This is a genomic window from Cohnella soli, assembly GCF_042655525.1.
In the GTDB taxonomy this organism is placed as follows: domain Bacteria; phylum Bacillota; class Bacilli; order Paenibacillales; family Paenibacillaceae; genus Cohnella; species Cohnella soli.
This window is the reverse complement of sequence record NZ_JBHSMI010000052.1, coordinates 220,921-244,627: the sequence shown is the minus strand read 5'-3', so window position 1 is coordinate 244,627 and position 23,707 is coordinate 220,921. Positions and strand designations below refer to the sequence as shown.

Here is a 23,707-nt window from a genome sequence, read left to right as displayed (position 1 = left end):
TCAGAGCTTTCCCTCTTTACGTTACTGGGCAGAAATAAAGCGTTTGTGAACCGTTTATTAACAATTTATTAAGTCGGTCGCGCCTCGCATTAAAAATAGCGCCCCTCGAATAATCGAGAAGGCGCTTTCTGATTCTTAAGCGACATCATCAACATCAAAGCTAACGTCTTAGCACGCTAAGACTGTAATCCCGGCCGAATTTGGGGGCAAGTACGCTCCACATCGTCCCGATTGCCATGTCCACCTTCGCCATAGCGTCCGAACTTCCAACGTCTACCGGATCAAGCCCAATATCCGATGCCAGATTGGCGACGGCAGCCAATGCTTCAGGGTCATCTCCGCTAAAGAAAGCAGTTGCGTTCCCTGCATCGTAACGTGGATTCGCGAGCGCCTCCCATGGCAATGAGTGAAATGCGCGAACGACGCGCGCGTTCTGAGCAAGACGCCGCACCTCCTCGTCAGCGGACACGCCGTCAAAACGATTGGTGCAGTTGATGAGGATTTTGCCATGCAGATCGCCTGCCTCGGCAAGCACACTCTCCACAGCATCTGGCAGCACGGCCAGCAGGATCACTTCGCCGAACGCTACCGCTTCCCTGATCGTTCCAGCTTGCGCGTTAGCGCCTGCGGATTCCAGCAATAGCTTCATCCTCTCGCTATGCGGATCCCGCGTCCCGAACATCACTTGATGCCCGCGATCGGCCCATCTTTTGCCTAATGTTCCACCCATATTCCCGGAACCAATTGAAGCGATTTTCATTTTATCACCGGCTCCTTTTCCAATACCCCATTGTAGAAATCCAATTTGTCTTTCGTCTGCTCGATGAGGCTCGCGAGCGCTAAATACTGTGCCTCCATCCTTGCCAAATGCTCCGAGAGAATTTGCGTTCGGTTCGCAATAATCTCCCTGTCTTCGGCGCTTAGGGGAAAAGCGGCATTCGCGAGGCATCGCCCTTCCTGCAAAAACTCCTTCATTCCTTCGAGCGATAAACCCGTCTTTTTCAGGCAATGCAAGGAAGAAAGCGTCCGCACGTCATCATCGCTATACAGCCTTAGGCCTCCCGGTCCTCTCTCGGGCGGCTTAGTCAAGCCAATCTTCTCGTAATACCTGAGCGTATCGATACTGAAACCCGTCAACTCTGCCACTTGCCCGATCGAATGCATCTAATCCCACCTTTCCCTACTCCGAATACGATTATTTTAAAGGCTGGAGTTGACTCCAGGTCAATACCTAAACCGAATACCGGTAATAATCTTGCGCGTGAACGACTTTAAACCCGACGGATTCGTACAAGCCAAGCGCCTGGGCGTTTTTCGTCTCGACTTCCAAGTGAACCGAATAACCTGCACCGCTTTGATCTCTAACGACTTGGCGCAGCACGTTTCTCCCGATGCCTCTGCCTTGGTAATCGGGCAAAATCGAGAAACCGTAAATCCATGCTTGCCCTTCCTCGCAACTGACTCGGATTTTTCCTACTGTTACCCCGCCCTCTTCAATCATGTACACGGAGGTGTCGCTTTCAATGTCCAATCGGCTTTCTATCGCACGCGAATCTTCCTCGCTTAAGCCGAACGCCGTCGCATTTAACCTTATACGCATTTCGAAATCTTCAGGCTCTGCCGGCCTCAATCGAATACCGATCACGTCTTCGTAGGGTCTGATCTGCCACTCCATTTGATATTCCGAAAATGCATATTGTGCGCCTTGCTCTAGTAGAAAAGCTTTACCGGATACCGATCCGGCTGGGGTGTTGAGCAAAATTTTGTTATACCCGCCTTGCCCGACGTACGCCATCGCATCGCGGAACAATCGCTGAAAGTGTCCCTTTCTGCGCTCGAGAGGCGCCACCATGCCGCACACTTCCACCGTCGATCCGAACGGATACAACGCCAGAAATGCAATCAACGCGCCGTTCTCATAATAGAAATAATCAAGTTGATCAGATTCGCGTTTTCTAAGCATCTCGCCGTTCAGCTTTAATTGGATTTGGTCAAACCTCTCGCACTCTTCTTGCAGACGTTCGATATCCGTTAGTTGTTGTTTAGTCAGCATGCTTGGCTCCTCGCTTTTCATGTTCTGTCACAGCCGTATCGTCTTCGTCGCAATATGATCGCAAAACTCGCGGTCATGCTCCACGAACACGATGGTAGGCTCGTATTCAAGTAACAACTCTTCGATCTGCATGCGGGAAATGACGTCGATGAAGTTCAAAGGTTCGTCCCAGACGAGCATATGGACTTGCTCGCACAAACTTCTTGCGATCAGCACCTTTTTCTTCTGTCCCCCGCTGAACGCGGACATTTCTTTCTCGAATTGCACGCGCGCAAAGTCGAGCTTACGCAAAATCGCCTTAAACAAGCTTTCGTCAATCCCATGATCTCTCGCGTATTCCGTCAAATTGCCACGCAGATGAGAGGTATCTTGCGACACATAGGACACTTTCAACTGACTGCCTGCCCGGACAGTGCCCGTATAATCGATCGGCTCGCCGCAAATGAGTTTGATGAGGCTTGATTTGCCCGATCCGTTCCTCCCCGTCAATGCGATCCGGTCGCCTTTCTCGATGACAAAACCGACATCGCTGCACACCGTTTTCTCGCCGTATCGGATAGACACTCCTTCGAGCTCTACAAGTCTGCTTCGATGGTACGAGAGCTGCGAGAGCTTTAGACTCTCCGACGTTTCGATATTTTTCAGAAGTTTGGATTTCTCGTCCACGGCGGCTTGTTGTCGATGTTCAATTGCTTTGGAGCGTTTCATCATTTTGGCGGCTTTATGGCCGACGTAGCCTTTATCGACTTTGGAACCCGAGTTTCTCGTGCCGTTCTTCGTTTTCTCCACTTCGTCCGACCAATGGCTCGTGCGCTGAGACGCCTCGGATAATCGCTTGATGTCTTTTCTTAGCTTATCGTTCTCGCCCATCTCGAACTGATCCTGCATTTGCTTGTTCGCCCACCAAGAAGAGAAGTTGCCTCGTTGCACCTCGATGTTGGTTTTGTTGATCGAAAGGATGTGATCCACGCAGCGATCGAGGAATGAACGGTCGTGCGAGACGAGAATGAACCCGCGTTTGGCGCGTAAATAATCGCCGACGATTTTTCTGGCTTCTATGTCCAGATGGTTAGTCGGTTCGTCGATCAGCAGGAAACTGTCTTCTTTCAGGAACAGGGCCGCCAGCAGCACCTTTGTCCGCTCGCCCTCGGACAACGAACCGAAAGGTCGGTCCAAAACGTCTTCGGATACTTTGAGCAACGAAAGCTCCCGTATTAATTCCCATTCGACATAATCGAGGCAAATGTCATTCACGACGTCCTGCGTCAACTCCCCGGCGTCCTTGACAGGAAAAGGAAAATAATCAAAGCCGACATTCGCAGAAATCCGCCCTCCGTGCTCGTACTTGCCGAGAAGCAAGTTCAGAAAAGTTGTCTTCCCTCTTCCGTTTCTTCCCGTTAGCCCGAGTTTCCAGTCCGTATCAAGCTGAAGGTTGACGTTATCGAAAATATTATCGTAACTGCCTTCGTAGGCGAAAGTTAGATTGGTGATATTGATTAATGACATATAGTTGTCCTCCTATAACGTAAATAATAAAAGCCGCAAGAAAGTTGCTTTCTCGCGGCTTCATAAGTACGCTCCAACCGTGCCATGCGGCAGGTTTGCAGGAGGTTATTATTCGTCCGAGCGAGAAGATAAAGTAACTTTCTTGCGCGCGAAGAACAACATAGACGATATTCGTCACGATGTCATCTTTCGCAATCAGCAAGAAAAGTTAGTTCATCTTCCCAACTCCAGTCCTTAAATTAACAGCATCTTATCACACATGCCCGCACATTTCAAGAAATTGACCGATAAATTTTCCGCCTTATGCGGCGGCGTGGCCGTCCTCCTGCTGCTTGGCAGCCGGCACGATCAACAAATCAACGAACTCGTCCGCTTGCAGAAAAAAGAAAAAGCCAAACCTTAAGGAGCGGATTTGGCTTCCTAACTTTATGCGTGTATCGCTTATTTCGCTTGAATGTAACCTTCCGCTTTCAGCAGCTCTGCGATCAGGACGGCACCGCCCGCAGCGCCGCGCAGCGTATTGTGCGATAGTCCGACGAATTTGAAATCGTACAAGGAATCTTCGCGAAGGCGCCCCGCCGATACGCCCATGCCGCCTTCGAGATCGCGGTCCAGTTTCGTTTGCGGTCTGTTGTCTTCTTCGAAATAAGTGATGAATTGCTGCGGCGCGCTTGGCAGGCCGAGCTCTTGCGGACGTCCGCGATATTGCTTCCAACGCTCAAGAATTTGTTCTTTGGATGGTTTATTCTCGAACTTGACGAATACGGTCGCAAGGTGGCCGTCCGTTACCGGCACCCGAATGCACTGCGTCGTAATGTGCGGCGCGCTCGCTTTCACGATCTGGCCGTCCTGAACGGAACCCCAGATGCGCAGCGGCTCCTGTTCGCTCTTCTCTTCCTCGCCGCCGATGTACGGAATGACATTGTCGAGCATTTCCGGCCAGTCGGTGAAGTTTTTGCCTGCGCCGGAAATCGCTTGATACGTGGAAGCGACGACCGTCGTCGGTTTGAAATCGAGCAACGCGTTCAGCATCGGCACGTAACTTTGAATGGAGCAGTTCGGCTTAACGGCGATAAAGCCGGTCGTCGTTCCGAGACGTTGGCGCTGGGCCGCGATCACTTCAAGATGCGACGGGTTTACTTCCGGAATGACCATCGGCACGTCCGGCGTCCAGCGATGCGCGGAGTTGTTCGAGATGACCGGGACGCCGGCTTTTGCATACGCTTCTTCCAACTCTTGCGTTTCTTTCTTACCCATGTCGACCGCACAGAAAATAAAATCGACCGGTCCCGCGACTTCTTCCACTTTGGAAGCGTCTTGGACGACAATGCCTTTCACTTCTTCGGGGATCGGAGTCGATAATTTCCATCTGCTTTGAACGGATTGCTCATATGTCTTGCCGGCCGAACCTGCGCTAGCCGCAATGGCCGTCACTTGAAACCAAGGATGCCCGTTCAGCAGCTCGATGAATCTTTGTCCGACCATGCCCGTACCGCCAACGATGCCTACTTTCAATTTTTGCGTCATGTTTATGCCAATCCTTTCGTTAAGGGGAGTATAAATATCATTGTTCAATTGAACCTGTCGCTTTATTGTATGCAAGAAGCTGACGCTGCCGCGATAACAAAAAAATCCCACCCCCAAGACAATTGTCTCAGGGACGAGATTATCGCTCGCGGTACCACCCCAGGTTCGCCAACCGGTCGCCCGATTCGCCTCTTCGAGTACGGCATCGTGTATTAACGCTGCTTATACTCTAGCTCTATAACAGGAGCTCCTGTCACGCCACCCCCTCCAATGAGGTTCCGGCGTGCTGCTCGGAGTCTTTCTTCAATAAGGAATTCTTTACCCCTTCTCAGCTTCGGGGCTCTCTGTGAAAGAACTCGTTTATTTACTCGTCTCGTCGTCGCATTTATTCATTGCAAATATTTTATCAAATCAAGACAGCCCGGTAAAGGGTTATTTCGAAAATGTTTACTTCATCGCGACCTCGACGAAAGTGATGTCTTCCGATGAATACCGCTTCACCTCCAACCTATTAGACAAGAGCCGACGGCATTTCGTTCCGTTCGCATAGCGACAAAGAACCCGCCGGAAATGGCGGGTTCTTGATCAGCTTTTATGCCGTAGCGATTCAACAATTAGTCCATCCACTGAAAATGGAAGCTGCCTTCGCGATCGAGCCGTTCGAACGTATGAGCGCCGAAGTAATCGCGCTGCGCTTGCAGCAAGTTCGCCGGCAGACGCTCCGTACGGTAGCTGTCGTAGTAGGCGAGCGCGGAAGAGAATGCCGGTACAGGGATGCCGCGCGTGATGGCGACGGCGATCACTTGACGCCATGCGTCTTGATAACTGCGAACGATGTTGCTGAAATAATCGTCGAGGAACAAGTTTTTCAGATCCGGGTTGCGATCGTACGCGTCTTTGATGTTCTGCAGGAAACCTGCGCGGATGATGCAGCCGCCGCGGAAAATCATCGAGATGCCGCCGTAGTTGAGATTCCAGCCATACGCTTCGGAGGCCGCTCTCATCTGCGCGAAACCTTGTGCGTACGATGCGATTTTGCTGGCGAACAGCGCTTTGCGCACCGACTCGATGAACGCTTGGCGATCTCCTTCGAAGGCGATCGGGGCAGGACCGTCCAGCTTCTTGCTGGCAGCGACACGCTCGTCCTTGAGCGCCGAGATGAACCGAGCGAATACGGATTCGGTAATAATGGAGAGCGGAACGCCCAAATCAAGCGCGCTTTGGCTCGTCCACTTACCGGTTCCCTTCTGTCCCGCCGAATCAAGAATCACGTCGACCATCGGTTTGCCCGTCTCCGGATCCGTCTTGGAGAAGATATCCGCCGTAATCTCGATCAGGTAGCTGTCCAGTTCGCCGTTGTTCCACTCCGTGAAAATCTCGTGCAGCTCAGTAGTGCTGACGCCAAGCACGTCTTTCAGCAAATGGTAGGCTTCGCCAATCAATTGCATGTCGCCGTATTCAATGCCATTATGCACCATTTTGACGTAGTGGCCGGAACCGTCTTCGCCGATATACGTCGAGCAGGCATCGCCGCCGACTTTGGCCGAGATTGCGGTTAGAATCGGCTCGACCAGTTCGTAAGCCGACTTCTGCCCGCCCGGCATAATCGCCGGACCGTTCAAGGCGCCTTCTTCGCCGCCGGAGACGCCGGCGCCGATGAAGCGGAAACCTTTCGCTTGCAGGTCTTTATTGCGGCGCTGCGTATCTGGGAAGTATGCGTTGCCGCCGTCAATCAGAATGTCCCCTTGGTCGAGATACGGTACAAGCTGATCGATCGTATCGTCCGTTGCTTTGCCCGCTTTGACCATAATGAGAATTTTGCGCGGCGTCTCGAGCGATTGAACGAATTCTTCTACGCTGTACGTACCGACGAAGTTTTTGCCTTGCGCTTCCTGAAGCAGCTCTTTCGTTTTCTCTGGAGAACGGTTGAACACCGCTACGGAGAAGCCTTTGCTTTCGATATTTAAGGCGAGGTTCTTGCCCATGACGGCCAAGCCGACGACGCCGATCTGTTGTTTACTCATCGTAGTGTCTCTCTCCATCCTTCTTGAAATCTGTCTCTATTATTGAACTGCTTTCTTCCAATCTGCCGCGAACTTCTCCATCCCTTGCTCTGTCAGCGGATGTTTCGAGATTTGCTCGATAACCGAGAACGGAATCGTCGCAATATGTGCGCCTGCCATCGCCACGCGAGTGACGTGGTCAGGGTGGCGAACAGATGCGGCAATGATCTGTGCGTCCAGATTATGCGTACGGAACAGCTCGGCAACTTTCGCTACCAATTGCACGCCGTCTTCGGAAATGTCGTCCAAGCGACCGAGGAATGGCGATACATACGTTGCGCCCGCGCGAGCGGCCAGCAGCGCTTGGTTCACGGTGAAAATAAGCGTAACGTTCGTTTTGACGCCTTTTTTGCTCAAGTAGCGGCATGCTTCCAAGCCTGCAAGCGTCATTGGCAGCTTGATCGTGATGTTTTTGTCGTAATTGTTGATTTTGATCAGTTCATTCGCTTGCTCGATCATTTCTTCCGCCGTCAGCGCATCGGGAGTGACTTCAGCAGATACAGACTCGACTTCCGGCACTTCGCGAAGAATTTCGGCAATGCGATCTTCGAATTTGACGCCTTCTTTGGCAACAAGGGATGGGTTCGTCGTAACGCCGGACAAGACGCCGATTTTGTACGCCTTCTTAATGTCAGCCAAGTTGGCCGTATCGATAAAAAACTTCATGGGAAAGACCTCCAATTATTTTTTTATTTTATTTTAACAGTTCTTTCGCTACGCGAACAACATTATCGACGCTGAAACCGAAGAAGGCCATAACCGCGCCGCCTGGACCGGACGCCCCGAACGTGTCGATCGCAATCGCTTTGCCTTGAGGACCTGTATAGCGTTCCCAGCCCAATGAAATGCCCGCTTCAATAGAGAGGCGTTTCGTGACGGCATCCGGAAGCACGTTTTGTTTGTACGCTTCCGACTGGCGGTCGAACAGTTCTCTGCTAGGCATGGCGACAACGCGCACGGACAAGCCATCTTGCTCGAGCGCCGCTTTGGCATCTACCGCCAGCGACACTTCCGAACCGGTGCCGATGAGAACGATGTCCGGCTTATCGTTAGTCTCAGCCAAAACATATGCGCCCTTCGCCACATCGGCTTTGTTGCCTTTGGTCGCTTCATAGATCGGCAAGTTTTGCCGGCTCAGCACAAGCGCGACAGGACCTTCTTTCTGCTCCAGCGCATACGCCCACGCGCTCGCCGTCTCGTTCGCGTCGGACGGACGGATGACCGTCAAGCCCGGAATCGTGCGAAGTGCGGCCAAATGTTCGATCGGCTCATGCGTGGGCCCGTCTTCTCCGACTGCGATGGAGTCGTGCGTGAAGACGTACACGACCGGCAGCTTCTGCAATGCCGCAAGACGGATGGAAGGACGCAAATAGTCGCAAAATACGAAGAACGTGCTGACGAACGGTTTCACCCCGCCGTGCAGTGCCATGCCGTTGCCCGCAGCACCCATGGCGTGCTCGCGGACGCCGAAGTAGACGTTACGCCCGGCGTAAGAGTCGACGGCGAATTTGCCCTCGCCTTTAATGTCCGTCATCGTCGAATGGGACAAGTCCGCGCTGCCGCCGAAGATGGAAGGTACGGTTTGCACGTAATGATTAATGGCTTCACCGCTCGCAACGCGAGTCGAGATCGACTTGGACGTATCGAAAGTGAGAATGTCGGACGCATCGATCGTCACTGTCCCGTCGATCACTTGCGAGAATTGTTTGCCTTGCTCGGGATACTGCGCCGTATACGTCGCAACGAGCTTATTCCATTGCGCTTCTTTGGCCGCTCCTTGCTGCTTCAATTGCTCGAAGTGAGCTTTCACTTCCGCCGGAACGTAGAACTCTTCCTCATGAGGCCAGCCGTATACTTTTTTCGTCGCTATCGCTTCTTCTTTACCGAGGGGGTTGCCGTGGACTTTGTGCGTTCCCGCCCCTTTGCTGCCGTAACCGATGATCGTGCGCACTTCGATCAATGTAGGTTGGTCAGCATTTGCCTTCGCGGCTGCGAGCGCCGCTTGAATTTGTTCGACATCGTTGCCGTCATCCACGCGGATATATTGCCAATTCACGGACTCGGCGCGTTTGCGAATGTTCTCGCCGAACGACAGGTTCAAGTCGCCGTCCAAAGAAATGTCGTTGGAATCGTACAACACGATCAATTTGCCCAGCTTCATATGACCGGCCATCGACATCGCTTCGTACGAAATACCTTCCATCAAGCAACCGTCGCCGACGAGCGAATAAGTGTAATGATCGACAACCGGGAAACCTTCCTGATTGTATTTCGCAGCGAGATGCGCTTCCGCCATCGCCATGCCGACCGCCATCGCGATTCCTTGGCCGAGTGGACCGGTCGTCGCGTCAACGCCGTCCGTATGGCCGAATTCCGGATGGCCGGGCGTCTTGCTATTCAGCTTGCGGAACTGCTTCAAGTCATCAAGCGATACCGCGTATCCGGACAAGTGCAGCAAGCTATACAGCAAAGCAGAGCCGTGGCCCGCGGACAAGACGAAGCGATCGCGGTTAAACCATTTGGCATTGCCCGGGTTGTGGTTCAGCTCGGATCCCCAAAGCGCATACGCCATAGGCGCGGCCCCCATCGGCAAGCCAGGGTGCCCGGAATTGGCCGCGTTAATGGCGTCGATGGACAATGTGCGGATCGTATCGATTGCGAGTTGATCAATGATTTGTGTTGTAGGCATACTGTTCTCCTTTGGATTCGTTTGATTGCTCGACCTTCTCATCGAACCACCAGTGGTAGCCGTCCTGCGCAAGAAGCGCATCGGACGCATCCGGGCCGTAGCTGCCAGCCGCATAGCGATGCAATGGTACTTGGTTGTCCGCGAACTCGTCCAAAACCGGCTGCACCCATTGCCAGCTCAGTTCGACTTCATCCCAATGGGCGAAGAACGTCGCATCGCCGTGAAGCGCGTCGAAGATCAGGTTCTCGTAAGCTTCAGGCACATCGCCTTTGCTTTCATACAGCGGAACCGTCACCGGCTTGAACTGCCCGCTAACCGGGTCCTTCTCGTTAAATTGAAGCGAAATGCTTTCGCGCGGCCCGATGTCGATGATAAGCAAGTTCGGCGCGACCGGCTCTTCGGACGACTGGGACGACGGCTTAAGCGGGTCTTTGAACTCAATGACGATTCTCGTCGACTTCTCGTTCATTCTTTTGCCGGTGCGAATGTAGAAAGGAACGCCGCGCCAGTAATTGTTGTCAATCTCTAGACGGGCAGCGATAAAAGTATCGTTCATGGAAGTCGGCGGAATGCCCGGCTCTGACAAATAACCGGCAACCGGCTTACCTTGAATACTGCCTTCCGCATATTGACCGCGAATGACATTGGCAGCGATCTCATGCTTCTGCAACGGCGCCAGCGCCTCGATTACTTTCTTTTTCTTAAAGCGCACCTGGTCCGAGCTGCTATCGTGAGGCAGATGAATCGCCGCCATCATGAGCATCTGGAGCATATGGTTCTGGAACATGTCTTTGATCGCGCCGACATGATCGTAATACCCTGCTCTCTCTTCGACGCCGACCGTCTCGATCGCCGAAATTTGCACATTGGCAATATAGCGGTTCGTCCACAACGCTTGAAACACCGGATTCGACTGCTGAAGCGATTCGAGCTTCTGTACCATTGCTTTGCCGAGATAGTGGTCGATCCGGAACACTTCTTCTTCCGCGAACGACTGGCTTAGCTTCCGGTTCAACTCGCGGGCGGACGCCAGGTCGTGACCGAACGGCTTCTCGATAACAAGGCGTTTCCACCCGTTCGAGGAACCGAGCCCGCTCTCCTGGATGTTGGCCGCGATCGGCTCGAAGTATTCCGGGCCGACGGACAAGTAGAACAACCGGTTCGGCGCCATATGCAGTTCGTCCTCGCGTACTTGCACCCGGTCGAGCAGCGATGCGTAATCTTCCTTGCGCCCGATGTCGAGTACATGATAGCGGAATGAACGCAGAAACGATTTCAGCGCCGCTTCGTTCGCCACTTCGCGTCTGGAGAATTGACGAATCGACTGCTCGATGTTCGCCTGGAACGATTCGTCGGTCCATTCCCTTCTACCGAGGCCGAACGCGGAAAAAGACTGCGGCAGCTTGCCGTCGACGAACAAATTATAAAGAGCGGGATATATTTTTCTTCGGGCCAAATCTCCCGTCGCGCCGAACAAGACAAATGTTGCTGGCTCCATATGAATTCTCCTTCCGAAAGAGCCTCTTGCGCGCTCTCTGGTTTCTTTTTCATATTTTCACTATAATACGTTTTGAAGCCATACAAGTAATTAATATATTTTACAGGAGATATAGATGGTGTCTATGACCAACAACTTTGAATTATACAAAGTGTTCTACTGGGCGGCGAAGACGGGAAGTTTGACGCAAGCGGCCAAAGCGCTGTACTTGACGCAGCCAAGCGTCAGCCATGCCATCAAGCAGCTCGAAGACAGCTTCGGCATCCCCCTCTTCTATCGGAACTCCAAAGGCGTCGAGCTGACGCAGGAGGGCGCCGTGCTGTATTCCTACATCGAACAGTCCCACATTCTGATCACTCTCGCCGAAGAGAAAATGGCCGCGCTCAAAAACTTGGACAGCGGCGAGCTGCGCATCGGCGGAAGCGATTCGCTGTTTAAGCATTACGTGCTCCCTTATTTGGAACAATTTCATCGCACGTTTCCCGGCGTCAAACTTCACTTGAATCACGGCACGACACCCGAAGTGATCACCTTCCTGAAGGAAGGCAAAATCGACCTCGGCGTCGTTCGCATGCCGATTGTCGATCCGCAGCTCGAAGTGAGGGAAAGCTTCCAACTGCAGGATTGCTTCGTCGCAGGCGAACGTTACGCCGAGTTGAAAGACACGGTGCTGTCGCTCGACATGCTGCTGCGTTATCCCGTCATTCTTTTCTCGAGGAATAGCCGGGCACGGATGGCGATCACGGAAATTTTCCAGAGTTACGGATATGTGATCAAACCTGAAATCGAAGTCGGCAGCGTCGACCTGCTGATTGAGTTCGCGAAACGCGGCCTCGGCATCTCCTACGTGACACGGGAATTCGTATCGAGAGAACTGGAACAAGGCTCATTGTTCGAGATCAAGCTCGACGTCCCGCTGCCTCCGTCCCACGTCGGCATAATGACGATGCGCAATATGCCGCTCACGAGCGCGGCGACCAAGTTTATTGAGCTCGTCCGGTAAGGCGGTCGTGACGAGCGCTGCCGATCTTCGAGCCTATATGACATTTGTCATATGCGACTCCTGACGGATGTGACTGTGAGCCATGCGCCCCCCTCTCTTATACTTGAATCTAAGTATGAGAGCTTGGAGGCCATCCACCATGAACACCAAGAAAATCGCCGAATTAAAAAAAAGCGCAGCGCCCTTTACGCAGACGAATACGCGCGCAAGCATCCGGCAGATCGCGAACACGCTGCTGCCGTTTATCATGCTCTGGATTGCGGCTTATGCCAGCTTGTCCGTCTCTTATTGGCTGACGCTACCGATTGCCGTCGCGGCCGCCGGATTCCTTATTCGGACGTTTATTATTTTCCACGACTGCTGCCATCAATCGTTTTTCAAGAGCCGCAGAGCGAACGACTTCCTTGGCAACTTGCTCGGCGTCGTGACGCATTTCCCTTACGAACAATGGAAGAACGCGCATAATATCCACCACTCGACAAGTGGCAACCTCGACAAGCGGGGGGTCGGCGACATGTGGGTCATGACGGTCGACGAGTATGTCGCCGCGTCGACAGGGCGCAAACTCGCTTACCGTTTCTACCGCAACCCGATCGTAATGCTCGGGCTCGGGCCGCTCTTTCTGTTTCTCGTCACGTATCGTATGAACCGCGAAGGCGCCAAGAAAAAGGAAAGATGGAACACCCACCTGACGACGCTTGCCATCGTTGCATCTTACGCGTTGATCGGATTGTTAATCGGCTGGCAAAGTTTGCTCCTCGTCCAAGGACCGATCATGCTAGTTGCCGGAATGCTCGGAATTTGGTTATTCTATGTTCAGCACCAGTTCGAAGACTCTTACTTCGAGCACGAGGAACATTGGGACTATGTGAACGCGGCGGTCGAAGGCAGCTCCTACTATCGTCTCCCTCGCGTCCTGCAATGGCTGACCGGCAACATCGGTTTCCATCACGTTCATCATTTGAACCCGAAAGTGCCGAATTACAATTTGGAAAAGGCGCATAACGCCATACCGCCGCTGCAGAAAGCGACGACGATCGGCATTCGCACGAGCTTGCGTTCCTTGCGCTTCCGCTTATGGGACGAGAGAGCCCGGACGTTCATCGGTTTCCGGGAGCTCAAAGCATACCGTCGCCAGCCGTCCGCGCCCGTAAACAAGCCGATTGCCGATCAAGCGGATATCGCCTAGAAGGTGGCACATCATGCAAAGTTGGCGGACGAATCTTCATAAAACAACCGGATTAAGTCCGTTTGTATGGGCAGTGTTGTTTATCCTGCCCTTTTATTTTATTACCCGCTCATCGTCCAAGCTTCACACCGCAGCCGGTATCGCGCTAATTGTTTTGTTTTTCATCTCTTACGTGCTTGTGTTTTTCACGAAAGGTTGGAAAGTGTATGTCTGGGCCGGTGTGCAAATTGCGATCTCCATGACAATGACCGTCTTGTTCGGCTTCGTGTACTTCTCTCTCTTCCTGACATTCATTATCGGCAACATCGCCAGTCGACGAGGATTTTTTACGCTCTATGTCATCCATCTCATCTCAACGATTTTAACGATCGAATACGGCTTTTTCGTAAAAAACCCGATATTCATTAACCAACTGCCGTTTGTCGTGCTTTGCTTGATCATGGTCATCCTGCTTCCGATTCTGAACTATAACCGGAACAAGAACGAGTCGCTTCAAGTGCAGTTAAACGACGCCAACAAGCGGATCGCGGAGTTGGTCAAGCTGGAGGAACGTCAGCGAATCGCCAGAGACTTGCACGATACGCTCGGGCAGAAACTATCGCTCATCAGCTTGAAGAGCGACTTGGCGCAGAAATTAATGTTGAAAAAGCCGCACGCCTCTCAGCACGAAATGAAGGAAGTCAGCCAGACGGCACGCACCGCGCTGAAGGAAGTCAGAGAACTGGTTACCAAAATGCGCGGGGCCAAACTTCCCGAAGAGATTGACCGCATTAAGCAAATACTGAAGGCGGCGCAGATTGAATCCATCGTCGAAGGAAACACGGAATCCCACACGTTGTCTACGATGAGCGAAAGCGTCCTCTGTATGTGTTTGAAAGAAGCGGTGAACAACGTAGTCAAGCATAGCCAGGCAACCATCTGCCAGATTACGATTGTCCATCGGCCAACGGACTTGCTTCTTATGATCGATGACGACGGCATCGGGTTGACAAGCAATGCCTTCTTCAATAGAGGCAGCGGCATCCAGGGTATGAAAGAACGGATTGAATTCGTTAACGGCAGTGTAGAATGGGGAGCCGGCCCGGGGACTTCCCTCCTGCTCCGAGTTCCAAATACGCATCCGAGAGAGAGGGCATACTGATGATACGAATCGTAATCGCGGAAGACCAACGGATGATCCTAGGCGCCCTCGCCTCTCTGCTCGAACTGGAGGATGACATGATGGTCGTCGCCAGAGCCTGCAACGGAGAAGAAGCGGTGAAGCTCGTGCGGCTGCATCAGCCGGACGTATGTATTCTCGATATCGAGATGCCGCTAAAAAGCGGTCTCGAAGCGGCCGAAGAGCTTGCCTCCTCCGATTGTAAAGTTGTGATATTAACAACTTTCGCCCGCGCAGGCTATTTCGAGCGAGCGATTAAAGCAGGCGTTCACGGCTATTTACTGAAGGACAGCCCCAGCGAAGACTTGGCGAATTCCATTCGCATGATCGTCGCCGGACGCAGAACATACGCGCCCGAGTTGATGGATGAAGCTTACGGGCAAGAGAATCCGCTGACAGAGCGGGAGAAAGAAGTGCTCGGTCTTATCGCCGACGGCAAAAGCACAAAAGAAATATCGGAGGAGCTCTACATTACGCCTGGGACGATCCGCAATTACATTTCCGTCATTCTAGCGAAGCTGGACGTCGGTAACCGGGTCGAAGCGATCAAGCGGTTCAGGGAAAAAGGGTGGTTCAAATAAAAGACACGCAGCCATTATCTGGGCAGCGTGTCTTTTGTTCGATCACAACTTATTTCGCTCGTTCGTCGAGCGGATAGAAAATCAGGTTGATTGGAAACGCCGAGCCGGCAGGCGGCGTAAACTCGATATCCAGGCTCTCCTCATTGCCGGTCGTCTTCTCTAGGATGATCATACCGTCGAACGCAGTCAGTACGCCGGAAGCCGGCACTTTGCGTATTTCCCCGTCGATCTTGAACGGTCCCTTGAAAGAACCGCCTTTCGCCAGAATTAACACCGCCATACGTCTTGGACGATCGGCGTGGATCCTGTACACCGTGCCGTAGTTGGCCGGATCGTCGACCGTCGCGTTGTCTCTCATCGGATCGATGCCTTTCTGGAACGGATCTTGCTTGCCGTCTCCGAGTACAAGTACTTTCGGTTTGCTTAAGCCTGTTTCCGACAAATCGACTTTCCAATCGAATCCCGTCACGGGGAACGTTCCCCGAATATGCTTGTTGTACGGTAACTTCGTCATATTAAGCATGTCGGTCGATACGCTGTTCGCGACCGCGAACGTATATTGGACTTTGCCGTCCGACTCGACGTCGTACAGCAAATTAACGCCCTGTCCCGGATAGAAATCCGGAAATTGCTTATAGATGTAAGTCTCGCCGGGCGGAATCGTCATCTCTTCGTCGATCGGGTCGTCCATCATAAAGTCAACGCTTGCTTCGCTGCCCATCTGCATCGCATATACAGTCGGATATACTTCGCCTTTTCTTGTCGTCTTCAGCGTAACCGGATGATCCGTCTCGTTTTTCGCGAGAATCGCGAACGACACTTTCGCATTCGTGCCGTTCTGATGGTTGGCGTACAGGCGCGTTTTCCCTTCGACCGAATCCTGGTACAAGATTCCGAGTTCAGAGAACGTCTCCGGGCTATCGCTGACGAGCAGCGAGCGAGACCTGTCTTCCGTCACTTGCTTCGTGACATTTTCCAAATTTAGAAAATTACCGTATAATGTCGGCCAATCGGTCGGCATATACGCGCCTTCCGGTTTGGTGTACAGCGGGTATTCCGCCTTGCTTAAATACGGCACGTTCTCGACAACAACGTTACGAGTGTAAGGGGCGCTTTTGTTGCCGCTCTTGTCCGTCGCCGTTAAGGTGACCGGGTACGTCCCTGGCTTAAAAAACGCTTCTTCTTTGCCGGTCCACGTCAACGCCAGTGCCTCCGCATCGGGATCGTAACTTAGGTTCACGTATTTGATCGGCTCGCCAAGCCTGTAGCTCGTCTTGCCGAGCGTAAACTTGGCGACCGGCTTCGAACTGTTGGAGGTCGGATCGTACACGCCGTCCGGGCGGTTAAGGTGCAGCACGTCGATCCTTCTGAGATCCTTGTTATACGTGTAGGTGGCTCCCATATAAGAGGACAGCCAGGTCAGCTTAACGAGCAATTTGCCGCCGACGACGGTTGCCACTTGATCGAGCTTAAACCAATAGTCGTTGACGAAAGCAGATTTGTTTTTCAAATCAAACTTCATGCGTACTTTGGATGTTTCCATCGTGATGATTTGTTTGGCCGTGTCGGCCGTGTAAGTCAACCCTAACGCCCCGGCGACGAACTGCGCCGGTACGAACGTATTGCCTTGAACGACGACAGGCGCCGCTTCCAGCGTCACTTGTTTGCCGTCAAGGAACGCCTCTTTCTTATCCAGATAGAAGACGACCGAAGTCGTCCCCGACGTAATGGCTCCCGGTGTCGTCGCGGCGTTAACTGCTGTGATTGTCGGAATAAATAACGCAACCGATAATAGCGTAATTCCTGCTTGTTTCCATCCTATCATTTTCATCTAGCTTCTCTCTCTTTCTCCTCTACGGATTGCTTTGTAACGCTAACGACAAAATCGCCGAGGCGACCAGGTCCGGTCGGTTTCTTTTCACAAATCGGAATTCCTTTCATTAGAATTTTTAACTAGACAATACCAAATGGGCGACCTGTGAATCTACATAAATATGTTAAATTTGTCGAAAAAGAAAAATGAGCATCCGCCCGAAGGACGGATGCTCATCATCTGTATCCGCTTATGTTTTTACGCTGGAAACGTCTGTAAGTTGCGCATACTTTTTCTCTTTATTGTCCCATCGCATGCTGGCGATAATGGCACCGATCATCGGCAGTATGAAAAGCCGACTTCCCAGATATACAACCGATAACGTTCCGTTCGACAACCAATCCACGATAGACAGAAGTACCGTCGCCGTCATGCCGATGTATAACACGCCGTATCTCACGGTATATTTTTGCTTTCCGAGTTTGCGCGTCGTTTCCCACTTGCGTATAAAATCGTTCAATTCTGCTTCCCGCCTTCTCGTCATCTCATCGTTACTCGACGCTCTCTATTATACAGGTTATTCCCCCCTCTTATAAGGCCAGTTTTTGTCCTTTCTCGAGCCGCTGAATTTGTTTCTCCCCGGTGTCGGCCAACTCTCGGAACTGAAGGATCGTCTCCCGCATTTTCGGCAAAGCTTCTTGTTTGTATGTGCTGATCGAATCGAGTGCGGCCAGCACGTCGGTGAACGCCTGCTTTAACGTATCTACGGAGACGCTCGTCTCAAGCGCCTGCTTGTGGATTGCCGCGCCTTGATCCTTGAGCATCCGCGACGTTCCGGCGATCAGTTCGTTCGTCGTCTGGTTGAGTAATTCAATCTTCTTCAAGACGATTCTTTGATTGTACAGCGCACTCGCAACTGTGACGGAAATTTTTAAAGCTGAAACCGTGACGTTCTTCGCCCTATCGACCCCTCTAATCAACTCTTTGTTATTCCGTATGACAACTTCTATGGCCATAATACCCTGCTGGTTCACGACAAGCATCTGCTGCAAATCCATGACGCGCTGACGCAACGGGAACTGCACTTCTTCGGTGATAAACTTGACTTTGTCAGCGTCCTCCCCGCGTTGTTTCGCCGCCTCGATCTGTGCTTCGATCGATTCGTCCATCAAGCTGCCGAGTTGGATTTCTTTCTGAAGCTTTTTCGTCAACTCGCGTAAAGTCTGCTGTTCGATTTCCAGCGTCGTATTGTCATTTTTCAGCGTCGCCTTCCCTTTATCGAGCGAAACGACGATGTCGGCGATGACGGCGTCGGCTTTCTCGTATTTCTGGAAATAGGCCCTTAATGGGTTAAAAAGCTTCCCGAGAAATCCTTTTTTCGCGAAGTCCACAAGGCTCGGGTCCAAATCTTTCAACTGCGTCTGCAGCGCTGTTAGCCCTTTCGCGACTTGGCCGCCTTCGTCGCCTGTCTTGGACAGGTTGCCGACGGACACTTGGAGCAACGCGTTTTTGTCCGAGGAGGACCTCATCGTTTGAAGACCAAACGTATCAATCGATTGCAAAACTTCCTTCCGTTTCTCGAGAGACTCCATATCAAGCGTAAGAATCGCGGCGACATTGTCTTCGGCTAATTGCCGAAGTTTGGCGGTTTCTTCGGGAACCGGCTTCACCTCTTGCTCAATCTCTTCCTTGATTCGTTCCGGGCTTGCGACTTCCATCGAAAATGACATATGGTTCCTCCTCCAATTGTTCGTTTGACGGTCTGTTCGGTCTGCGATCACAACTGCACGTTAAACAAGTTGCCAATCTTGTATACGACGTCGTCCGTATCCGCGTTAATGCTGGCCGCTTCGTTAATGCTCGATATGCTTTGCAGCGCTTTGATGTTGGCGTTGTACCCGATGGTGTAGATCGGAATTTTGTACGTCTCGATCAGTCCCTTGATGTCGGACAACGAATAACCTTCGTTCGTTTCCCCGTCGCTCAAGACGAAAATGATCGGCTTCTCGTTCGGATGGGCCGCCAGTTCGTCCTGCAGCATCTTCAGGGCAACGACGATCCCGTTAAATGTCGCCGTTCCGCCCCCCGCTACCAGCGCATTCACCGTACCGACGAACATCGACTGCTGGATCGTATCGAACTTGGCGATCGGCAGATTGATGGAGACGTCGCTCGAGTAGGAAACGAGCCCGATGCTGTTGTCTTTGCCCAAATACTTCTGCCCTTTAAGCAACGATTCTTTCAGCCGGTTCAGCGGCTCCCCATCCATGCTGCCGGAGACGTCTGCGACGAAGACGGCGGCGATCGGCTTGCTGCCGTTTTTCTTCTCCTTCCATAGCTGTTGGGCGGATAACAGCAAGCTGCCGTCGATAACGCTCTGCTCCGACTTGTAGTCTTCCAATTGATTAAAGCCGCTATCTTTCGCCAGTTGCTGGTATTTGGCTTGCGTCGCGAATTCCGCAAATTTTTGAATGATATTCAGTTTCTCTTGCGGCACGTCCCCGAGGGCGTACAACGGGCTGTCATGTCGAAACCCAAATGGCGTAAACACATAACCGCTTTTTAGATCCGCTGCGTTCGCGTATGTCTGATACTCGAGTACAAACCCGTCCAGTCGGCCGGACTTCGCCGCATCGCGCATCTGAATCGTCGTGGAAGCGATGAACGGAACATTCTCTTGGAACTTCTCGAAGCCGGCGACCGCTTTCGCGCCGAGAAGGTCGGAGCTATCGAACGTATGAAGCGCAGTCACCAGAAAGTTCAAGCCCGTCGAACTCGCGAACGGATCGGTGTATCCCATCGAAAACTCGTTGTTCGCTATCGCGTCCGTCACCGTTTTCACATTTACCGAACCGTACTTGTCGACAAGCGCGTCGTATTTCGCTTTGGCGATGACGATGCCGGGCACGTTGCCGACGAGACGTTTGGCTACCAGCTGCGTCTTCACGCCGCTCGCCTTCACCATCTCGCCCCACAGCTCGTTGGATGGCGTATAGGCGTCCGGTACGTATTTGCCTGAGCGGATATAGTCAGCTGCGGTTCCAGAAGCGATATTGCGAATTTTCACGGATGCTGGTTTTCCATCGACTTCAATCTTCGCTTCGTTGAAGGCAGTCGCCACTTCCGTCAGCCAGCCGTCGACACCGGTACCGGATTTCTCCGTAGACGAGAAAATTTCCGCGTAGTGGTCGGTCGTATTGTTTACGGTGATTGGAAATTTCGAAATATCCGGCAATGAGGCCGCGACATCGATCGGATCCAGATCGATCTGCCCTTTCGTCGGCTGTACGATAGACACATCTATGCCATCGTAGAGCTTGCTTAACCGTTTGCCTGCGTTTTCCGACGTAATCTCGCCTTTGGATTTGCCTATATTGGACGTAAGCGTAATGCCGTAGTAGACGAGGCCGAAGACAACGACCAGTAGAATGCCCGACAGAAGAACAAACTTGCTTTTGTTCGCCAAGCCTCCATCCCCCCTTACGATTTGTAATACTTCGTCTGTTTGATCAGTGCGTCGATCTCAAGCATACAGGGCATACTCTCGATATCTCCCGGCTCGAAGCTGTCCAGGCGCGAGATTTCAAGCAAGAGCCGATCCAGCTTCAACAATATTTCCTCATTCACGTCGACGGAATGCTTCACGAACGCAACGTTCTCGCTATGTAGGCTCGTTTTCTCTTGCAGCAGCTCTTTCGAGAACGTCGCGGAGACGGATGCCGCGGGATCGAATTCGTCAAAAACGCGCAGCCGATTCAGCATACTTCTCGCATTCGCGTAAAATAATTGTTCGACTTCACGGGCAACCGACGCGAATTTCCGAAAGCTTAGTTCCGAAGGTTCGAAACGATGTTGAAGGACGTCGGTCAGCGTCTGTTGCTTTTTCCTCATTCGCTCGAATTGTCCAAGGGCGACGGCGATTTCCTTCCCGCACGACTTCACGCGCTTATAACGCGATAACGCCTCGATGTAGTCGTCATAGGAGCGTATCTGTTGAACGGAAATCGCCTTCTTCGGCTGCAGACCGAGCTCGTAACCTCCATACAGAATCGCAATCACGCTCGCAAGCAGCGCGGTAACGCCGACAGCAGTCTCCAATGCGCTGCCGCCGATCCGAATGTTCAGCAAGCCGGGCGACAGTAATGCGATGTCCGCAATCGCAACTCCCACGACCAATCCAAGAAGTTTCACGACTTTCGTTCCCATGAGACTTCCCCTTCTAGGGCGTGTCTGAATATTCCGAGGCGCGAGAATTCAGACACACCCTAACGTCATTTATTCAAATGTACGCGCAGTCGACTTGTCTCATATGTGCATGCCCAAAAAAAAGGACGCGACCCTGTCGGGCGCGCCCTTCGTATGAAGTTGATTGTGCGGTTCGGTATCGAACGGATCGCTGTCAGCGCTGTTTCATCGCCTGCTCGAATATCCGCTTCGCCTTCGGCGTCACGTATTTGCTGCCTCCTCGATCTTGAACGTTCTCGATCATAATGGCTAGCGCAAGCTTCGGAGCGTTGGCATCGAACCCGGCGAACCACCCGTTCTCTTGGCCTTTGGTGCCTTTACTTGCTTTCAACTCTGCAGTGCCGGTCTTGCCGGCAATGGAAGACCCTTGCACGGCAGCTCCATGACCGACTCCGGCCGGGTTGGCAACAGCTTGAACGAGAGCGGATTTCAGCGTTGCCGCGGTGGTCTGCGACATCGCTTGCTCTTTCCATAAAGCAGGAACAGTCGTATCGTCGAACAAAGTCAGCTTCGGATAAGTCATGTTGCCGGCGTTCGCGATCGCCGCGTAGACAAGCGCGACGTGAAGGGTCGACATCGTTACTTGCCCTTGACCATAGCCTGAATCGGCGAGCGGGATGTCTCCTGAGAGTTTACCTTTTGCCAGTTGCGACTTCGCGATCGGATATACGATCGGAATCTCTTCGCCGATACCGAACTTGGACGCACCATCTGTGAACTTATCGTTGCCGGTGCCGACAGCAGCCTGCGCGAAATAAATGTTATCCGAGTAAACAAGCGCCTTGTTCAAATCGACCGGATTGACTTCGTGCACTCTTTTGACGTAATAGTTGCCCCAGGAAGCATCCTTCGTCCATTTAAGCCCGGCGATCTGTTTTTTCTCAGTAGGATCAAGCGACTTCGTATCTAGAGCGATCGCGGCGGTAATCGGCTTAAACGAGGAACCGGGCGCATACGCTCTGGCAAAACGATTCAACAGCGGCTTGCGCGGGTCTTTATTCCACTCGTCATATTGGAAGGAGCTAAGTCCTCTCGTGAATGCGTTCGGATCATAGGCCGGACTGCTTAACAGCGCCATAATCTCTCCGGTATCAGGTTCCACTGCCGCGACGGAAGCTTCATCTTCCTTCACTTCGTTATAGATCGCCGTCTGCAGCTCGGAATCGATCGTTAATTGGAACGATTCGCCCTGTTTGGCCTCCTTCTCGGCAAGCACAGATTTCCTTACGCCTCTTGCATCCGCGATCGAGACGACAACACCATCCGTCCCTCGCAATTTTTCCTCTAGAACTTGTTCCAAACCGGCCTTGCCGACCAGGTCGCCGCTTTTATACCCTTTTTCTTTCATCTGCTTCAACTGTTCCGCGCTGATCTCTCCTACATATCCGATCAGATGAGCCGTTGCTTTGCCGAATGGGTACATACGGAGCGATTGCTCCTGAAAAGCGACCGCTGGTATGCCCTTATAGTCCGCGATTTCAGATTCTTTCACAAGACCAATCGGCACGAACAGATCGGGTTTGACCCATGAGGCTCCGAGCTTGCGATCGATTTCTTTCACCGTCGTTCCAAGCTTTCTAGCGAGCATCGCTTTCACATTGTCAGCATCGTCCCCGAGCTTTCCCGGAATGATGCCGAGTTGGGGCTCGCTACCGTTGACGGCTAGACCAACGCCGTTCCGGTCGACGATCTCGCCTCGTTCGGCTGCGACAGCTTGCACCCGAACTTTATCCCCTTCCTCCATACCGGGGAAAATCATAGCCGGCGACCAATCGACAAACCATTTCTTCTCTTCCGAATCCTGCATCTGTATTTTGCGTAGCATCCCTTTGTTTTCAACTTCGATCGGACCTGCTATAGTATCCATGCTGACTCGGTATTCGAAAGCTCGAACGACATTTTCGGTGACTCTTTTCTTTTGTTCATCTTTGTTGCTGCCGGACGCTTCAGCGGTCTGAGTCGCCTGCGGTATTTCCGCCACGCCCAGATTCGCCGCTCCGATACCTGCATATATTTTCTCGTACCGTTCGGCGAATTGCGACTCGGTTAGCTTCTCTTTGACTTGCGGCATCAGCAAAGCATACATACTAGCGAAATCGCGATTATGCCAGGCAGTCAAATAGGCTTTGGCGATGTCTTCGGCGACTGGAGCTCCTGAAGCGGTCGGGCCCGGCGAGGATGAAGGCGAAGGCTTATCGTTCCACAAACTGCACCCGCTTAAAATGACGACAATGATACACAGCAAAGTTAACGCTCGAATTTTCATTAGCATGCACCTCAATCCTACGGGAAGTCTATGCCTTATCTATTCGCCGCTGATTGCCGATCGCCTGCCTAAATAAACAATTTGAGCCCGCAGGCGCGGCCTGCGGGCTCAACAA

The 23,707-nt window shown here is 52.4% G+C and carries 20 protein-coding genes and 1 other annotated feature; of the genes, 5 read left to right on the top strand and 15 right to left on the bottom strand.

Translation table 11 applies throughout. The features are described from left to right. Window positions 1-160 precede the first annotated feature (160 nt). The 4 genes from ACFPOF_RS25180 to ACFPOF_RS25165 all read right to left on the bottom strand — a co-directional run bounded on the left by ACFPOF_RS25180 (window position 161) and on the right by ACFPOF_RS25165 (window position 3,559). Window positions 161-760, bottom strand: coding sequence for an NADPH-dependent F420 reductase (locus tag ACFPOF_RS25180; RefSeq protein ID WP_378137882.1), 600 nt, complete (start codon window positions 758-760; stop codon window positions 161-163). Beyond that, window positions 757-1,164, bottom strand: a complete 408-nt coding sequence (locus tag ACFPOF_RS25175) for a MerR family transcriptional regulator (protein WP_378137880.1) — start codon at window positions 1,162-1,164, stop codon at window positions 757-759. Before ACFPOF_RS25175 ends, ACFPOF_RS25180 begins: the two co-directional genes overlap by 4 nt. Before the next feature lie 67 nt (window positions 1,165-1,231). Continuing rightward, entirely contained in the window at window positions 1,232-2,053 is an 822-nt protein-coding gene (locus ACFPOF_RS25170) for a GNAT family N-acetyltransferase (protein WP_378137878.1), read from the bottom strand. A 27-nt stretch (window positions 2,054-2,080) separates the two neighbouring features. Then, a complete protein-coding gene (locus ACFPOF_RS25165; protein ID WP_378137876.1) occupies window positions 2,081-3,559 on the bottom strand; it encodes an Lsa family ABC-F type ribosomal protection protein in 1,479 nt (492 codons plus the stop codon). Window positions 3,560-3,818: 259 nt separating this feature from the next. Here ACFPOF_RS25165 and ACFPOF_RS25160 point away from each other — a divergent pair, with 259 nt between their 5' ends. Then, the gene (locus ACFPOF_RS25160) at window positions 3,819-3,962 is read left to right on the top strand and encodes a hypothetical protein (RefSeq protein ID WP_378137874.1); all 144 of its coding nucleotides are present in this window, start codon (window positions 3,819-3,821) and stop codon (window positions 3,960-3,962) included. A gap of 38 nt (window positions 3,963-4,000) precedes the next feature. Here ACFPOF_RS25160 and asd read toward each other — a convergent pair whose 3' ends face one another. The 5 genes from asd to zwf form a co-directional block, all read right to left on the bottom strand. Beyond that, window positions 4,001-5,086 (bottom strand): aspartate-semialdehyde dehydrogenase, encoded by a 1,086-nt coding sequence (gene asd, locus ACFPOF_RS25155; protein WP_378137872.1) that lies wholly within the window; start codon window positions 5,084-5,086, stop codon window positions 4,001-4,003. Window positions 5,087-5,212: 126 nt separating this feature from the next. Continuing rightward, window positions 5,213-5,475, bottom strand: a binding site (T-box leader). Between the two features lie 225 nt (window positions 5,476-5,700). Next, a complete protein-coding gene (gndA, locus tag ACFPOF_RS25150) occupies window positions 5,701-7,110 on the bottom strand; it encodes an NADP-dependent phosphogluconate dehydrogenase (protein ID WP_378137870.1) in 1,410 nt (469 codons plus the stop codon). 39 nt (window positions 7,111-7,149) lie between these two features. After that, entirely contained in the window at window positions 7,150-7,815 is a 666-nt protein-coding gene (fsa, locus tag ACFPOF_RS25145; protein ID WP_378137868.1) for a fructose-6-phosphate aldolase, read from the bottom strand. A gap of 28 nt (window positions 7,816-7,843) precedes the next feature. Next, window positions 7,844-9,838 carry a transketolase gene (gene tkt / locus ACFPOF_RS25140; RefSeq protein WP_378137866.1) on the bottom strand — a complete coding sequence of 665 codons (1,995 nt, stop codon included), beginning with the start codon at window positions 9,836-9,838 and terminating at the stop codon, window positions 7,844-7,846. Beyond that, window positions 9,816-11,336 (bottom strand): glucose-6-phosphate dehydrogenase, encoded by a 1,521-nt coding sequence (zwf, locus tag ACFPOF_RS25135; protein WP_378137864.1) that lies wholly within the window; start codon window positions 11,334-11,336, stop codon window positions 9,816-9,818. The genes tkt and zwf overlap by 23 nt, the downstream gene beginning before the upstream one ends. 124 nt (window positions 11,337-11,460) lie before the next feature. On the opposite strand from zwf, the gene ACFPOF_RS25130 reads away from it, so the two are divergent. The 4 genes from ACFPOF_RS25130 to ACFPOF_RS25115 all read left to right on the top strand — a co-directional run bounded on the left by ACFPOF_RS25130 (window position 11,461) and on the right by ACFPOF_RS25115 (window position 15,268). Next, window positions 11,461-12,339: a LysR family transcriptional regulator gene (locus ACFPOF_RS25130; protein ID WP_378137862.1), complete on the top strand. Its 879-nt coding sequence runs from the start codon at window positions 11,461-11,463 to the stop codon at window positions 12,337-12,339. Window positions 12,340-12,478: 139 nt separating this feature from the next. Continuing rightward, entirely contained in the window at window positions 12,479-13,528 is a 1,050-nt protein-coding gene (desA, locus tag ACFPOF_RS25125) for a Delta(5) desaturase DesA (RefSeq protein ID WP_378137860.1), read from the top strand. A 13-nt stretch (window positions 13,529-13,541) separates the two neighbouring features. Further along, window positions 13,542-14,669, top strand: coding sequence for a histidine kinase (locus ACFPOF_RS25120; protein WP_378137858.1), 1,128 nt, complete (start codon window positions 13,542-13,544; stop codon window positions 14,667-14,669). Next, the gene (locus tag ACFPOF_RS25115) at window positions 14,669-15,268 is read left to right on the top strand and encodes a response regulator (RefSeq protein WP_378137856.1); all 600 of its coding nucleotides are present in this window, start codon (window positions 14,669-14,671) and stop codon (window positions 15,266-15,268) included. The genes ACFPOF_RS25120 and ACFPOF_RS25115 overlap by 1 nt, the downstream gene beginning before the upstream one ends. A gap of 49 nt (window positions 15,269-15,317) precedes the next feature. On the opposite strand, the gene ACFPOF_RS25110 is transcribed toward ACFPOF_RS25115, so the two are convergent. The 6 genes from ACFPOF_RS25110 to ACFPOF_RS25085 all read right to left on the bottom strand — a co-directional run bounded on the left by ACFPOF_RS25110 (window position 15,318) and on the right by ACFPOF_RS25085 (window position 23,592). Next, on the bottom strand, window positions 15,318-17,099 hold the full coding sequence (locus tag ACFPOF_RS25110) for a stalk domain-containing protein (RefSeq protein WP_378137854.1): 1,782 nt from the start codon (window positions 17,097-17,099) through the stop codon (window positions 15,318-15,320). Between the two features lie 232 nt (window positions 17,100-17,331). Beyond that, window positions 17,332-17,601, bottom strand: coding sequence for a hypothetical protein (locus tag ACFPOF_RS25105; RefSeq protein ID WP_378137852.1), 270 nt, complete (start codon window positions 17,599-17,601; stop codon window positions 17,332-17,334). A gap of 70 nt (window positions 17,602-17,671) precedes the next feature. Then, entirely contained in the window at window positions 17,672-18,811 is a 1,140-nt protein-coding gene (locus ACFPOF_RS25100; protein WP_378137850.1) for a toxic anion resistance protein, read from the bottom strand. 47 nt (window positions 18,812-18,858) lie between these two features. Continuing rightward, window positions 18,859-20,547: a vWA domain-containing protein gene (locus ACFPOF_RS25095; protein WP_378137849.1), complete on the bottom strand. Its 1,689-nt coding sequence runs from the start codon at window positions 20,545-20,547 to the stop codon at window positions 18,859-18,861. 14 nt (window positions 20,548-20,561) lie between these two features. Beyond that, on the bottom strand, window positions 20,562-21,287 hold the full coding sequence (locus ACFPOF_RS25090) for a hypothetical protein (protein WP_378137847.1): 726 nt from the start codon (window positions 21,285-21,287) through the stop codon (window positions 20,562-20,564). 193 nt (window positions 21,288-21,480) lie between these two features. Next, a complete protein-coding gene (locus tag ACFPOF_RS25085) occupies window positions 21,481-23,592 on the bottom strand; it encodes a penicillin-binding transpeptidase domain-containing protein (RefSeq protein WP_378137845.1) in 2,112 nt (703 codons plus the stop codon). Window positions 23,593-23,707 lie beyond the last annotated feature (115 nt).

Excerpts from the sequence above, each read along its gene's own strand:
- ACFPOF_RS25180 (WP_378137882.1), bottom strand. The coding sequence starts at position 760 with ATGAAAATCGCTTCAATTGGTTCCGGGAATATGGGTGGAACATTAGGC.
- ACFPOF_RS25175 (WP_378137880.1), bottom strand. The coding sequence starts at position 1,164 with ATGCATTCGATCGGGCAAGTGGCAGAGTTGACGGGTTTCAGTATCGAT.
- ACFPOF_RS25170 (WP_378137878.1), bottom strand. The coding sequence starts at position 2,053 with ATGCTGACTAAACAACAACTAACGGATATCGAACGTCTGCAAGAAGAG.
- ACFPOF_RS25165 (WP_378137876.1), bottom strand. The coding sequence starts at position 3,559 with ATGTCATTAATCAATATCACCAATCTAACTTTCGCCTACGAAGGCAGT.
- ACFPOF_RS25160 (WP_378137874.1), top strand. The coding sequence starts at position 3,819 with ATGCCCGCACATTTCAAGAAATTGACCGATAAATTTTCCGCCTTATGC.
- asd (WP_378137872.1), bottom strand. The coding sequence starts at position 5,086 with ATGACGCAAAAATTGAAAGTAGGCATCGTTGGCGGTACGGGCATGGTC.
- gndA (WP_378137870.1), bottom strand. The coding sequence starts at position 7,110 with ATGAGTAAACAACAGATCGGCGTCGTCGGCTTGGCCGTCATGGGCAAG.
- fsa (WP_378137868.1), bottom strand. The coding sequence starts at position 7,815 with ATGAAGTTTTTTATCGATACGGCCAACTTGGCTGACATTAAGAAGGCG.
- tkt (WP_378137866.1), bottom strand. The coding sequence starts at position 9,838 with ATGCCTACAACACAAATCATTGATCAACTCGCAATCGATACGATCCGC.
- zwf (WP_378137864.1), bottom strand. The coding sequence starts at position 11,336 with ATGGAGCCAGCAACATTTGTCTTGTTCGGCGCGACGGGAGATTTGGCC.
- ACFPOF_RS25130 (WP_378137862.1), top strand. The coding sequence starts at position 11,461 with ATGACCAACAACTTTGAATTATACAAAGTGTTCTACTGGGCGGCGAAG.
- desA (WP_378137860.1), top strand. The coding sequence starts at position 12,479 with ATGAACACCAAGAAAATCGCCGAATTAAAAAAAAGCGCAGCGCCCTTT.
- ACFPOF_RS25120 (WP_378137858.1), top strand. The coding sequence starts at position 13,542 with ATGCAAAGTTGGCGGACGAATCTTCATAAAACAACCGGATTAAGTCCG.
- ACFPOF_RS25115 (WP_378137856.1), top strand. The coding sequence starts at position 14,669 with ATGATACGAATCGTAATCGCGGAAGACCAACGGATGATCCTAGGCGCC.
- ACFPOF_RS25110 (WP_378137854.1), bottom strand. The coding sequence starts at position 17,099 with ATGAAAATGATAGGATGGAAACAAGCAGGAATTACGCTATTATCGGTT.
- ACFPOF_RS25100 (WP_378137850.1), bottom strand. The coding sequence starts at position 18,811 with ATGTCATTTTCGATGGAAGTCGCAAGCCCGGAACGAATCAAGGAAGAG.
- ACFPOF_RS25090 (WP_378137847.1), bottom strand. The coding sequence starts at position 21,287 with ATGGGAACGAAAGTCGTGAAACTTCTTGGATTGGTCGTGGGAGTTGCG.
- ACFPOF_RS25085 (WP_378137845.1), bottom strand. The coding sequence starts at position 23,592 with ATGAAAATTCGAGCGTTAACTTTGCTGTGTATCATTGTCGTCATTTTA.